Annotated in this window: 14 protein-coding genes; 10 read left to right on the forward strand and 4 right to left on the reverse strand. The window is 35.7% G+C overall.

All coding sequences use genetic code 11. The annotated features are described in order from the left end of the window. The 8 genes from ACP5P5_RS12065 to ACP5P5_RS12100 form a co-directional block, all read left to right on the forward strand. Positions 1-453 (forward strand): DUF692 family multinuclear iron-containing protein (locus ACP5P5_RS12065; protein ID WP_428286367.1); only part of this gene is annotated, 453 nt, incomplete at its 5' end. Beyond that, the gene (locus ACP5P5_RS12070; RefSeq protein ID WP_428286368.1) at positions 437-1,210 is read left to right on the forward strand and encodes a DNA-binding domain-containing protein; all 774 of its coding nucleotides are present in this window, start codon (positions 437-439) and stop codon (positions 1,208-1,210) included. The genes ACP5P5_RS12065 and ACP5P5_RS12070, both read left to right, overlap by 17 nt. A gap of 62 nt (positions 1,211-1,272) precedes the next feature. Then, positions 1,273-1,758, forward strand: coding sequence for a DoxX family protein (locus ACP5P5_RS12075; RefSeq protein WP_428286369.1), 486 nt, complete (start codon positions 1,273-1,275; stop codon positions 1,756-1,758). A 287-nt stretch (positions 1,759-2,045) separates the two neighbouring features. Beyond that, a complete protein-coding gene (locus tag ACP5P5_RS12080; protein WP_428286370.1) occupies positions 2,046-3,377 on the forward strand; it encodes a vanadium-dependent haloperoxidase in 1,332 nt (443 codons plus the stop codon). Positions 3,378-3,563: 186 nt separating this feature from the next. Further along, complete coding sequence (gene dut / locus ACP5P5_RS12085; protein ID WP_428286371.1) at positions 3,564-4,007, forward strand: dUTP diphosphatase; 444 nt, start codon at positions 3,564-3,566, stop codon at positions 4,005-4,007. A 3-nt stretch (positions 4,008-4,010) separates the two neighbouring features. Next, positions 4,011-4,838 (forward strand): DUF4292 domain-containing protein, encoded by an 828-nt coding sequence (locus tag ACP5P5_RS12090; protein ID WP_428286372.1) that lies wholly within the window; start codon positions 4,011-4,013, stop codon positions 4,836-4,838. Positions 4,839-4,910: 72 nt separating this feature from the next. After that, positions 4,911-6,287, forward strand: coding sequence for a murein hydrolase activator EnvC family protein (locus ACP5P5_RS12095; protein WP_428286373.1), 1,377 nt, complete (start codon positions 4,911-4,913; stop codon positions 6,285-6,287). A gap of 30 nt (positions 6,288-6,317) precedes the next feature. Beyond that, positions 6,318-6,758: a hypothetical protein gene (locus ACP5P5_RS12100; RefSeq protein WP_428286374.1), complete on the forward strand. Its 441-nt coding sequence runs from the start codon at positions 6,318-6,320 to the stop codon at positions 6,756-6,758. 163 nt (positions 6,759-6,921) lie between these two features. Here ACP5P5_RS12100 and ACP5P5_RS12105 read toward each other — a convergent pair whose 3' ends face one another. Then, on the reverse strand, positions 6,922-7,590 hold the full coding sequence (locus tag ACP5P5_RS12105) for a PIG-L deacetylase family protein (protein WP_428286375.1): 669 nt from the start codon (positions 7,588-7,590) through the stop codon (positions 6,922-6,924). Positions 7,591-7,838: 248 nt separating this feature from the next. On the opposite strand from ACP5P5_RS12105, the gene ACP5P5_RS12110 reads away from it, so the two are divergent. Next, the gene (locus ACP5P5_RS12110) at positions 7,839-8,672 is read left to right on the forward strand and encodes a ParA family protein (RefSeq protein WP_428286376.1); all 834 of its coding nucleotides are present in this window, start codon (positions 7,839-7,841) and stop codon (positions 8,670-8,672) included. Between the two features lie 3 nt (positions 8,673-8,675). On the opposite strand, the gene ACP5P5_RS12115 is transcribed toward ACP5P5_RS12110, so the two are convergent. From ACP5P5_RS12115 to ACP5P5_RS12125, 3 genes are all read right to left on the reverse strand, one after another. Continuing rightward, positions 8,676-9,872, reverse strand: coding sequence for a pyridoxal phosphate-dependent aminotransferase (locus ACP5P5_RS12115; RefSeq protein WP_428286377.1), 1,197 nt, complete (start codon positions 9,870-9,872; stop codon positions 8,676-8,678). A gap of 85 nt (positions 9,873-9,957) precedes the next feature. After that, the gene (locus ACP5P5_RS12120; RefSeq protein ID WP_428286378.1) at positions 9,958-10,332 is read right to left on the reverse strand and encodes a DUF1573 domain-containing protein; all 375 of its coding nucleotides are present in this window, start codon (positions 10,330-10,332) and stop codon (positions 9,958-9,960) included. A 69-nt stretch (positions 10,333-10,401) separates the two neighbouring features. Then, positions 10,402-10,848, reverse strand: a complete 447-nt coding sequence (locus ACP5P5_RS12125) for a DUF1573 domain-containing protein (RefSeq protein ID WP_428286379.1) — start codon at positions 10,846-10,848, stop codon at positions 10,402-10,404. 483 nt (positions 10,849-11,331) lie between these two features. Here ACP5P5_RS12125 and ACP5P5_RS12130 point away from each other — a divergent pair, with 483 nt between their 5' ends. Beyond that, a complete protein-coding gene (locus tag ACP5P5_RS12130) occupies positions 11,332-13,719 on the forward strand; it encodes an alpha-ketoacid dehydrogenase subunit alpha/beta (RefSeq protein ID WP_428286380.1) in 2,388 nt (795 codons plus the stop codon). The last annotated feature ends 83 nt before the right edge of the window (positions 13,720-13,802 follow it).

The following is a 13,802-nucleotide window of genomic DNA, read 5'->3' on the forward strand; positions in this document are numbered from 1 at the left end:
CTTACAATTTCAATGGCCATTGAAATTGTAAGTTATTATACCCCTGTTGCACCTGAAATGAGTGAAATAGATTTTATAAATGCCATTTTACAAGAAGCTGATTGCGATTTGCTGCTCGATGTAAATAATGTTTTTGTGAATGGATTTAATCACAATTATAACCCCAAAACATTTATTGCGCAACTACCCATGCAAAGAGTAAAATACATACATATGGCAGGACACGAAAAAGTGGCTGATGATTTAATTATTGATACACATGGCGAAGCTATCATTGACCCTGTATATGATTTGTTTGCTTATACTTTACAACTTTTAAACAGAGATGTACCTGTATTATTAGAGCGAGATTTTAATATTCCGGAATTAGCTGAATTGCAATTCGAAATAAATAAACTTAGACAAATTAAACAGCAAATACTTCAACTTCAATCATATGCAGTTACATACTAATACACAAATTTATCAGAGCCAATTGGCAAAGTATTGCAGAACAGGTGAATGGTTACATATTCCGGGTGTACATACTACACACGTACAACAATATAGAAGATTGGTTTACAATGTAATTGATGAAATGTTACAGCATGCCTACCCCGTTATGCATAGCCTGATTTTAGAAAACGAATGGAATAATTGTGTTCAACAGTTTTTTAGTACACACAATTGTATTTCACCACAAATATGGTTCATGCCTCAAGAATTTTTAGCATTTGTATGCAATAAAGTTCCGGCTATGCTTACAAAATATCCTCATTTACCAAATTTAATGTTGTATGAATGGGCCGAGGTAGAATTATTTATGATGGAAGACATCGATGTGCCTTACACTACTACAGGCGATGTGCTTTTTAGCAAATTAATCATCAATCCGGAACATCGTTTATTGGCATTTAATTATCCTATACATCAAAAAAATGTATCTAAGATTTTGCCTGCGGATAAAGGTAATTATTATTTAATTGGCCATAGAAATAAGGAAGGTAATGTTGGGTTTACCGATTTATCGCCAGTGTTGGTACGTATGATTGAGTATTTAGAAGAAAAGCCACTTTCTATAATAGAATTGATTCAACAGTTGGAAAATGAATATAATATTAACTTGTCTGAAATTGATAAGCAAAATTTAATTCAATTTTTTCATAATGCATTAAAGCAACAAATTATCATAGGATTTGCTGTTGGGCATTCAAAAAATGTATTGATTTAATCTAATATCCTTGCAGGAAAACCATTTTTTAAATATTATTCAGTTTTAAAGTATATAGCAATATGAAAAATTCTTTACAATCAATATGTAACCAATACGAGGTTATTACCGCAAAGTTCGGTTATTTACCACTTTTGTTTATACGCTTAATACTAGCATATGGATTTTTGGGCCCAGCCACCATGAAATGGAATGATATACATGCCGTTGGCGATTGGTTTGGAACACTAGGTATACCTGCCCCTCATTTTAATGCCTACTTGGCTGCTTCAACAGAAAGTGTTGGAGTGGTATTGTTGTTGTTGGGTTTAGGTACCCGGTACATAGCAATTCCTTTAATTATTGTAATGTTGGTAGCCATAAGAACCGCGCATTGGGGCAATGGTTTTGAAGCAGGTAACAATGGTTTTGAAATTCCTTTATATTACATTATTATGCTACTCACTTTAATTAGTTTCGGTGCCGGTAAAATTAGTTTGGATGCTTGGTTATCAAGTAAGTTTAAAGTAAAACCTGCAGCCATAAACAAATCAATGCTAAGTCATTAATCTAATTTAGGGTTGGCGTTTAGAAGAAATTGATTGGGTAATTACATTTATAATATAAGTGTGATTAATAGTTTTTTAAGGATTGTTTTTATGAAATTTCAAAATTGTTGCTATATTTATGAACTGTTTTAATAAACGTTTTTAACAATTTAGTAGTTGTATATTAAAGCAGGTTAGATGAACTATGAAGCATACCACACTTTTGTGGGGTAATGGCTCATAGTTTTTTTTTATCCAAATTGTATATTGTTAGTATTAAAAGTAAATAAAAAACAAATCACATAAAAATGAAAAAAACACTGTGCATTCTCCTTTCATTACCATTGCTATTCATGGCTTGTAAATCTAAAACTGCTTATGAAAAAATAACCCACAACCCAATGCTGTACACACAAATGCAGCATGAATTAAATTATGTAATTATTTACGACATTTTTACCCCTCCTGTAGCTTCAAGGGTATTTGCTTATTCTAATTTAGCTGCTTATGAAGTATTGGCAAAAGAAGGTAAACATTTTGAATCATTAGAAGGAAAAATTAAGGATTTAGATAGTATTCCTGCCCCAACCGCGGTTGAAAAAAATGCTATTGATTACCCTTTTGCAGCTACCATAGCTTTTATGAAAGTAGGAAAAGAACTCACTTTCTCGCAAGATAAAATGCAACATATTACCGATTCTCTGTTAGATGTTATAAAGGAATCGGGGATACCCAATGATGTTTATAATAATTCTGTAAACTATGGAACCGCAGTAGCCAATGCTATTATTCAATGGAGTAAAAAAGATAATTATGCCCAAACACGTGGGGCTCGATTTACGGTAACTAATTTAGAAGGTCATTGGGAACCTACACCTCCGGGATATTTTGATGCAGTAGAACCCAAGTGGATGACTATAAGAACTTTAGTGATGGATTCTGCTCAGCAAATAAAAGCACCAGGTCCAATTCCTTTCAATAAACAACCCGGTAGCCCTTTTTATATAATGGCAAAGCAAGTAATGGAAACCGGCAATCATTTAGATTCTACCGAGAAATGGATAGCCAATTTTTGGGACTGTAATAGTTTTAAATTGCATGTACAAGGACACCTTATGTTTGCTACTAAAGCAATGACCCCCTGTGGCCACTGGATGGAAATTGCCGGTACCATTGCCAAAAATAAAAATGCCGACTTTTATAAAACTGTATATACTTATACCGGTGTGTCATTGGGTATTTTTGATGCTTTTATTGCCTCTTGGAATGCTAAATACACTTACGATTTAATAAGACCGGAAACCTACATTAATAAATATATAGACGCTAATTGGAAACCTTATTTACAAACACCACCATTTCCGGAATACAATAGTGCCCACTCCACTATTTCTAGTGCATCTGCAGCTGTTTTAAAAACTATTTACGGAAATGAAACTCCATTCAGGGATTCAAGTGAACGTAATTGGGGGTGGCCGGATAGAAGTTTCCCATCAATAGATTCAGCTGCAAGGGAAGTTTCTATGAGTCGTTATTACGGTGGTATCCACTATTTGCCTTCTGTTTGGGATGCCTATGCGCAGGGCAAGGAAATTGGTTTATTAGTAATGAGCAAATTGTTAAAAAATTACAAAGAATAATAGCACTCTCTTTTTAATCCCTTATCTAGCGCCTAGTATTTTTTTACGAAGGCGCTTTTTTAATTGATTATAGGGCAATAATGTAAGGCTTTAATCATTCATTTGCCAAGTAAACCAACAAGCTTCAAGCACACTTTTAAGCTACCTAGCCTTAGCAAATTTAAGCTAAACCCCTACCTTCGCTGCATGCAACAGTTAGCTATTCCCATTACCAATCATTCTCATCACCCATTACCTGCCTATGCTACTGCAGGATCTTCCGGTATGGATTTACGCGCTTTTCTACTTCAATCTGTTACCTTGCAGCCATTAGAACGCGCTTTAATTCCCACCGGACTGCATATAGCATTACCCGAAGGCTTTGAAGCACAAATAAGACCTCGCAGTGGTTTGGCTATTAAGCAAGGTATTACTTGCCTGAATACTCCTGGAACAATAGATGCCGATTACAGAGGTGAAATAAAAGTAATTTTAATTAATCTTTCTAATGAACCGGTAACACTTAATGATGGCGATAGAATTGCACAAATGGTTATTCAAAAAATTGAACAAATTAATTGGATGCCTGTGCAAAGTTTAACGGAAACTACCCGTGGAGAAGGCGGATTTGGACATACCGGAAAACAATAAAATATGATGATGCAACGACTTTTTGTTTTTATACTTTTGGTTTCTGCTGTTTTTGCCTGCCATCCTGTAAAAAAGGTACAAAATATTGAAAAGGCTATTTCAAAAAAAGATACGGCTCAAACAGTGATTGTTACTGAAACCCCGAAGGTTGATTCGGCAGCTATTGTGAAGGATATTATGGAGAAGGTAATGAAACGCTCTATTGATTTTAAAACCTTTAATGCTAAAATTAAAGTTGATTATGAAGGGGCCGAAGAAAGTGAACATGTTACTGCTTACTTAAGCATGATTAAAGATAGTGTTATTTATGTAAAAATTGCACTGCCTCCCTATGGTGTAGTGGCAAATGTTTTGGTAACGCCCGACAGTGTGGTGTTAATTAAACTTAAAGGTGGTAAGTCTATTCAATACAGAAGTATTGCTTATTTGCAAGAAGTTACGCAAATACCTTTTGATTTTACTACACTGCAAAACCTAATTGTGGGGAATCCGGTTTTTTTAGATAGTAACGTGGTTTCCTATAAATCGGGCAATAAACAATTGTTGGTATTGATGGTGGGTGATATGTTTAAGCATTTGGTAACATTAGATAATATAGATTTCAGAATATTACATAGTAAGTTAGATGATGTTGATTTACAACGGAACCGCACTTGCGATATTACTTTTAGTAATTATCAGCCCATTGATGATTTTTTGTTTGCTACCTTTCGACAAATATCAGTAGCTGAAAAATCGCGATTGGATATATTTCTTGATTTTAAAGAGTTTTCATTTAATGAGCCGTTAAAATATACCTTTTCGGTTCCTAAAAAATATAAAATGAAATAATATTGTTGGGGCTGTAGCGTTAATGAAAAATTAATTCATAAGTCTTTTTTTTAAAATGTGGAGGTTTTTAGCATGCGTTTAATATTGTTTTGTTTTTTACTGTTTCCCATTTTGCCGGTATGGGCACAAACACAAGGTAGTACACAGCAACCACCTACCCGTGAAGCTTTGCAGCAACAACAAAAACAATTGCAAGAAGAAATTGACAACTTAAATGCAACCTTAAATGCCATTCGCAAAAACAAGAAGCAATCATTAACTGAAGTGGCCATTATTCAAAGAAAACTGGCTATACGTGAACGCTTAATTCATAAAATTAATCAGGAAATACAACGGTTGAATGATGACATCTATAATAAACAATTAGAAATTAATAGGCTGAAAAGGCAATTAGATACCCTGAAGCAGAATTATGCTAAAAGCATTGTATTTGCGTATAAAAACCGAAGTAGTTACGAATACCTAAACTTTTTATTTTCAGCAAGCGATTTTAATGATGCACTAAAAAGAATGGCTTTTTTAAGAAGCTACCGTCAGTATCGAGAAGCAGAAGCGCAGACCATTTTAAAAACCAGCGAGTTAAGACAACAGGCAATTGTTGATATGAACAATGCCAAAGAGCAACAAACCAAGGTATTAGAAACACAAAGTAATCAGTTAAAGGTATTGGAGCAAGATAAAAAAGAGAAAGACCAAATTGTTAATCAACTAAAGAACAAAGAAAAAGATTATTTAGCTCAGTTGCGTAAAACCGAAAGGCAAAGGCAAATATTAAATGAAGCCATTAAAGCCGCCATTCGCCGCGAAATTGCTGAAGCAGAACGTAGAGAAAGAGAGCGGTTGGCTAAAGCTAAAGCAGACGCTGCTAAAAAGCCTTCTGCAACAGCCAATAATACGCCTCTACCCAAAAATAATAACACATCAGCCACCAACACTCCAAAAGCTTCCGATGAACCAATTACAGGGGTGGTTTCAGCCGATAGAAATGAGACGCGAACTTATAGTGTATTCGAATCAACACCAGAAGGACGTGAAATGTCAATCAATTTCGAAAATAATAGAGGGCGTTTACCTTGGCCGGTTTCGGGAGGTGCTGTGGTTGGACAATTTGGAACAAATATTGTTCCGGGTACTAAATTGAAAGAAACCAATGATGGTATTTTTATTTCTACCAAAATTGGGGCTCCTGTCCGTTGTGTGGCCGATGGAGAAGTGATTTCTGTGATGGATTTGGGCGATTTTCAAGGCGTATTAGTTCAACATGGTAAATATTTTACCGTTTACAATAAATTATCTGATGTTAGCGTAAACAGGGGGCAACAAGTAAAAGCCGGTACTTTAATTGGACATGCTGCCGCTGATTTTGATGGGGAGGGTAAAATTGAGTTTAGGGTAATGAATGGCAGCAACAAATTTGTGAATCCTGAACAATGGCTGAAATCCCGATAAATTATTTCAATAAAGCATAAATACACCAACATGTCAAAACACCCTAATAAAAAGGCAGTTGATGTAATTGAAAAAATATTGGATGCTTGTTACCAATATAATCCCGATGCTTTATTTATTTTGAGTTTAATGCATCAATATGAAGCAAGAGGAAGTTTAAGTAAAAAGCAATTGATGGGACTACATCAAAAAGCCTCTAATGTTCCAGATTTGCCCCAGCACTGGTTAAGTACCTTACAAGCTATTATTTTAAAAATGCCCGAGCGACATAAAATTGCTAATGAAATACCTGTTCTTTCTGCTAATAATACAACGAATCCTTATGAAGAATTTTTAACCATCATTGCATCCATCTTACAGAAATACCCGCAACATAAAGGGGCACTATTGCTACAAACAAAATGTAATTTAAAGCAGTTGTTAACTAACGAAGAAAAAAGCCAACTAAAACAATGGCAAAAGTTATTGTAGTAAAAGTTGTTGTTAGACTATTTATCGCATTTTAAAGGCAATCCTAATTCAAATTGCATAATAAGGTGCTACTATATTTTAAGTAACCCATTTTCTTTACCCGACATTTTTACAAACCCTTCAGCAGCATTTACGCCTATTTCTCTTCCTCTAAATGCTTCCATTATTGCATGTCCGCAATTGTATATACCCGGGGGTCTTGGCTGGTATGGCAGTATACAGCAGCTCTTTTTATGGCTTGTGTGTCAGAAATATTTACCCAATCTGTTGGGTGAAATCCCATAGTTTGTTCGCCATTGCAAACTTCAAAAAAATACAGTTCAAATTTAGCAGCATTAGCTACCCAACATTGTATGGTTAGTAAACTTGCTATTTGATGATCCTTATGTGAGTCAATAGCCCAGTGTGTAAAAACAATATCGGGTTGTTCACTTGTAATTAATTTATTTAATTGTTTTAAAGTTGCATTGTCTGCAATGGTTGCTCCATCTATCTGACCGGCAAATACGGGTTTGGCACTTAATATTTTGCAGGCGTTAATGGCCTCCTGTTTTCTAATAGTTGCGGCTTCTTCGTGACTTTTGTTTGGTATTCCTGCTTCACCGGTAGTTAGGTAAATGATCGTAACGGAGTGGCCTAAATTGGTAAGCATGGCTAAAGTTCCTCCACAACCACTTTCCGGATCATCGGGATGAGCGCCAACGCATACAATTTTTTTTCTATTTACTTTAGTCCCTGTTTGGGCCTGCAGTAAATTTGGTAAGCTTAAAAAACTGATTCCAGCAGTAACATTTTTTACAAATTGCCTACGGTTTTTAGCATTTACTGACATACTTGTTGGGTGATTGCTAGTTTAGGTTGTTATTAAAAGTAAACCAATTTTTCACCCAATGGGGCTTTTTTGCTAACTCAAAATTTGAATTGTTGAATGTTATTAGTATTTTTTAATTGATAAACTGAACAGAGAGGTTACTGCTACTTATTTGTGAAATTTTTTTGTGAAAAAATGAATTTATCCACACGTATGTGGAAAACTTCACTTAAATTGTATTCCCTATTCACCCTTTTAAAAAACGCAAAGTGAAAACGATTGCCGTTTACAACATTAAAGGTGGGGTTGGTAAAACCACCACCTCTATTAACATTGCCTGTTTAATGGCCAAAATGGGCTTTAGTGTGCTTATTTGGGATTTAGATCCTCAAGGTGGTACCAGCTATTTTTTTAATTGTGAAGGAGCTAATAACCAGCGGTATAAGCGGTTGTTTGAAAATGATATTTCCATTTACGAAGTAATACAAACTTGCGATACGCATCATATTGATATTATAAGCAATGATGCATTTTTTGGTGATGATGTTTTAAGCAAAGGCTCATTATTGTCGCGGTTAAATTTTGCCAATAATGCCACTATTCAGGCCGCACTTGAAAAAGTAGAAGATGATTATGATGTTTGTATTATTGACTGTCCACCGGGTAAGTTTTCACTGCATAACAATGTGTTTACTGCCGCCCATTTATTATTGATACCCAATATACCGGCACCACTTTCTTTATATTGTTTTCAGGTGTTACAAACTGATTTAAAAGTGTTTCAACAACAGGGAAAAAACATTATGTCATTTTACAATATGGTGCAGATTAGAAAAAATTTGCATCGTCGTTATTTAGAAGAACAATCCGGTAGAATTGCAAAATTAAACAACTACATTCCTTTTTATTCTGACATTGAAAACATCAGCTTTAATAAGCAATCTATTTTCCATCAACTAAAAGAGGCAAAATCTATACAGTTTTATGAAGCCTTGTGGGATGAAGTTTGTGATAAATGCAATTGGCCCATGTTCAAAAAAAATAAAGGCAGGGTGGTTGATTTTCCTGCCTTTAGTAATGGTATAGCTGCATCAGCGGAATAGCCTTTATATGGTTTTGTTGGGGTATTGTTTTAAAGCTGCTTCCAAGCAATCCATAGCAGTATGTAAATCGTTTTGATTTAATACATATGCTAATCTTACTTCATTTTTTCCCAAACCGGGTGTTTGATAAAATCCACCGGCAGGAGCCAACATAACAGTATGCCCTTTGTATTCAAATGATTCTAACAACCACTGGCAAAAGTTTTCCGCATCTTTTACCGGCAAAGCAGCCATAGCATAAAATGCACCACCAGGGTTAGGACAATGTACGCCTTGCATGGCGTTTAATCGTTGAACAATAATATCTCTGCGCCTTTGGTATTCCTCTTTTATAGCATCAAAATAATTATCGGGCAAATCAACTGCTGCTTCACCGGCTATTTGCGCAAATGATGGTGGGCTAAGCCTTGCCTGAGCAAATTTCATTACAGTATCTAAAACTGTTTTGTTTTTGGTTACTAATGCACCAATTCTACCACCACAAGCACTGTAACGTTTACTAATGGTATCCATTAAAACAACATGTTCCTCAATACCCTTTAAATGCATAGCACTAATGTGTGTGCCTTCATAACAAAATTCGCGATAGGCCTCATCGGAAAATAAATATAATTGATATTTTAATACTAAATTTTTTAAGGCCTCCATTTCCGCAGCAGTATATAAATAGCCGGTAGGGTTATTAGGATTGCAGATTAAAATGGCTTTTGTTTTGGGAGTGATTTTTGCTTCGAACGCTGCAATAGGAGGTAGAGCAAATCCATTTTCAATGGAAGCGGTAACAGGTACTACTGTAACACCAGATTCTACTGCAAAACCATTGTAATTAGCGTAAAATGGTTCAGGTATAATTACTTCATCACCCGCATCTAAACAGGCCATAAAAGCAAATAAAATAGCTTCACTGCCGCCGGTTGTAACAATAATTTCATCTTTAGTAACGGTAATACCCTTGCGTTGATAATACTCTGTTAATTTTTTTCGATAACTTTCATTACCTCCACTATGGCTGTATGCCAATACTTTAAAATTGCTGTGCCTTACTGCATCTAAAACAGGTTCTGGCGTTTCAATATCGGGTTGGCCAATGTTTAAATGGTAAACCTGAATGCCTGTTTGTTTGGCTACTTCGGCATAGGGTACTAATTTTCTAATAGGGCTTGGGGGCATTGCTATGCCACGCTTACTAATACTTAACATGGCGCAAAGATAACAAGCGTTAGGTAACAAAAAAGCCACCTTCATTTTAAAAGTGGCTTATTTATTCTTAATAATTTAAAAGTAGTTATTTGTGACTGCCATCTTCAACTACCCCTTCAATGGTTAATACAATGGGGTCGTTTACGCCGGCTAGTTTAACGTTTACTCTTTTGGTGAAGGCACCGGACAAGGCTGCATTATAGGTTACTTTAATTTCACCTGTTTTTCCTTTTCCAATAGGCGATTTGGGGTATTCAGGGGTAGTGCAACCACATTCTGCTGTGGCTACTTCTATTACAACGGGTTTTGTTCCAATATTTTTAAAATGAAAAACATAAGTGGCAGGAACACCTTTTTTTATTTTGCCGAAATCGTGTTTTACGGTTGTAAACTCAACAGGGCTTTGCGCAAAACAAACGGTACCTGTCAATAAAAAAACAGCTAAAAGCAATTGTTTCATAGTATAGAAATTTTGTTGTAAAAATAATGGATTTGGTAAAGCAAAAATTGTATTTAATAAGGTTATGATTTATTGATGAATAACGGTGCCTGTTTGTTTCATTTTTCCGGAATCGGTTACAGGTTGTTGAAAGGTTTCACCTTTAAAACTTACTTGCTTGCTTAATTTATAATTGTTTAAAAATATACCCGCCGTTTTATAAAAGGGGCCTAATGTATTGCCATTGAAGCCTAAAACCACGTTTACAGATTGACCGGGTGCAAATTTTTTACCGCGTTCAAATTGTGGAGTAGTACAACCACAGCTGGGGCGTACATCATCTAAACTGGCAGTATCTTTTCCAATATTGGTAATGGTAAGTGTGTATTGTGCAGGCTTACCATAGGGTATTTTTCCAAAATCAAAATTATCGTTGGTGAAATTAAATTGGTGCGTAATATCAGCGTTTGTAATCTGCGCCTTTAATGCACCGGATAAACCCATTAAAATAATTAGAAAAGCATAAATTTTTTTCATTAGTACCATTTTAAAATGATGTGATGAGTAATTTATTGTTTAACAAATACAATGCTAACTTGGAATGAATGGTGCCTGCTTTAACAATATTAACACATTGATGCGGTTTTACATAGGCTCATTTCAGTGTATTAAATTATCACAAAGTCACCACATTCCTAAAATAAAATTAAGTAATGCTAAGCCAAAAAAAATTAAGAAATGCTAAAAGTGAGCTATCTTATAAAAAATGGATTTTTATAAGTTGCTAATACTGTTGTACTTATCCACTATTTTTTGACAATTTGACACAATTGCCCCTGTAGTGCATAATTTTATTTACCTTAACATGAAGTTGTTTAATCCTATGAAAAATGCACAGCCTTATTAGCTAAATGATATATAGTTAGCCATATAGTGTTGTGGTGTAATGCTGCATAATTGACAGTTTACCAAAGAACAAAAAACTTACAGTTGATAGTTTTTTAAAATTATTTTTGTGTTATGGAACAAACAAATACTGCTGTTGAAACCAATGTGTTATCATTTGAAGGCTTTAGGCAACAAGTGCTGAACGATTTTAAAATTACCGTAATTAGCAGAGAAGCCAGTTTATTAGGAAGGAAAGAGGTGTTAACCGGAAAGGCTAAGTTTGGCATTTTTGGTGATGGTAAAGAATTGGCACAGGTAGCCATGGCCCGATATTTTCAACCGGGAGATTTTAGAAGTGGTTACTACCGCGATCAAACTTTTATGTTTGCAACAGGGCTGGCCACTGTTGAACAGTTTTTTTCGCAACTTTATGCAGATCCCAATATAGAAAATGATCCATTTAGCGCCGGAAGACAAATGGTTTCGCATTTTGCTACACCGAATGTTGATGAAGAGGGAAATTGGCTCGATTTGGCCAACCGAAAAAATATTTCTTCTGATATAGCACCCACTGCAGGGCAAATGCCCCGTTCATTGGGTTTAGCTTTTGCCTCTAAATGTTTTAGAAATACGCCGGTATTAAGGCAGTTGAAGCATTTAAGTAACAACGGAAATGAAATTTGCTTCTGTACCATTGGTGATGCTTCAACTTCCGAAGGCCCTTTTTGGGAAACCATTAATGCTGCGGGAGTGTTACAAGTGCCATTAGCGGTATTTGTTTGGGATGATGGTTATGGTATTTCCGTACCGCGGGAATATCAAACTACCAAAGGCTCTATTTCAGAGGCATTGCAGGGTATGCAAAAAGATGATCATACCAACGGTATCAACATTTATAAAGTAAAAGCATGGGATTATGCAGGCATGTGTGAAGTGTTTGAAGCAGCGCTACAGAAAGTTCGCGAAACACATACACCCGCTTTGTTTCATGTGGAAGAAGTAACACAACCCCAAGGACATTCCACCAGTGGTAGCCACGAACGCTATAAAAGTGCTGACCGTTTAGCATGGGAAAGGGAATGGGATTGCATTAAAAAATTTAGGGAATGGATTGTGTTAAGTGGATTGGCTACTGATGATGAATTGAATTACATTGCGCAAGAAGCTAAAATATTAGTGAAAGAGGCCCGCAATAATGCATGGGAAAAATTTATTCAACCCATAAAAGTTCAGGTACAAAAAACTGCTGAATTGTTGAATGAAATGGTGGTGAATGATATGGATGTGTATCGTACTATTCAACAAAAAGTAAGTGAACTGCAAAAAAATATTGAGCCCCTGCGTCGCGATGTGTTGCACACTTTACATGTTGCTATGGAAATGGCACCTCATTCACCTTCATATAATGATATTCAAGAATATTATCATGCATTGCTTAAAGAAAATAATCAGTTGTATAATTCTCATTTGTACAACGAAGGTGCTGCCAGTGCTTTAAAAGTTGAAACAGTAAAACCATTAATTCCTTTTGATGCCCCTTTATTAAATGGTTATGAAATTTTAAACAAGTATTTTGATATAGTATTTGCCAATAATCCAAAAGTGTTGGCCTTTGGAGAAGATGTGGGCAATATTGGCGATGTGAACCAAGGTTTTGCCGGCTTGCAAGCCAAACATGGCGTCACCCGTATTTTTGATACCGGCATACGTGAATTAACCATTATGGGGCAGGCCATTGGCTTAGCTTTACGTGGATTGCGCCCCATTGCAGAAATACAATACATTGATTATTTATTGTATGGCTTACAAACTTTAAGCGATGATGCTGCTACAACACATTATCGCACATTTGGACGTCAAAGCTGTCCCGTTATTATTCGTACCCGTGGTCATCGCTTAGAAGGTATTTGGCATAGTGGAAGCCCAATGGGCTTGGTAATTCATGCTTTAAGAGGCTTTCATGTATGTGTACCGCGTAATATGGTACAAGCGGCAGGTATGTATAACACTTTGCTAAAAGGTAACGATCCTGGTATTGTTATTGAATGCCTGAATGGGTATAGATTAAAAGAAAAATTGCCGGCTAATTTATTGGAATTTACAGTTCCATTGGGTGTGCCTGAAATTATTAAACCGGGAGAGGATATTACCCTTGTTTCATATGGATCCACACTGCGTATTGTAGAAGAAGCAGCAGAGCGTTTGGCTAAATTAAATGTTAGTTGCGAAATAATAGATGTGCAAACTTTATTGCCCTTTGATATTCACCAAGATATTGTAGGATCGCTAAAAAAAACCAATCGTATTTTATTTATTGATGAAGATGTACCCGGAGGTGCTGCTGCTTATATGTTTAATAAAGTAATGGAAGAACAAGGCGGTTATCGTTGGGTAGATGTTGCTCCACGTACTTTAACCGCTCAGGCTCATCGCCCGGCTTATGGTAGTGATGGTGATTATTTCAGTAAGCCCAATGTTGAAGATGTGGTGAAAATGGTTTTAAATATGATGCAGGAGTAATGTAGTTTTTTATTAATGAATGTATAATTGAAATAAAAAGAGAGGCTATACTTTAGGGGTAGCCTCTCTCTTTGGTTATTATA

The sequence above is a fragment of the Hydrotalea sp. genome, assembly GCF_049968455.1.
In the GTDB taxonomy this organism is placed as follows: Bacteria; Bacteroidota; Bacteroidia; order Chitinophagales; family Chitinophagaceae; genus Hydrotalea.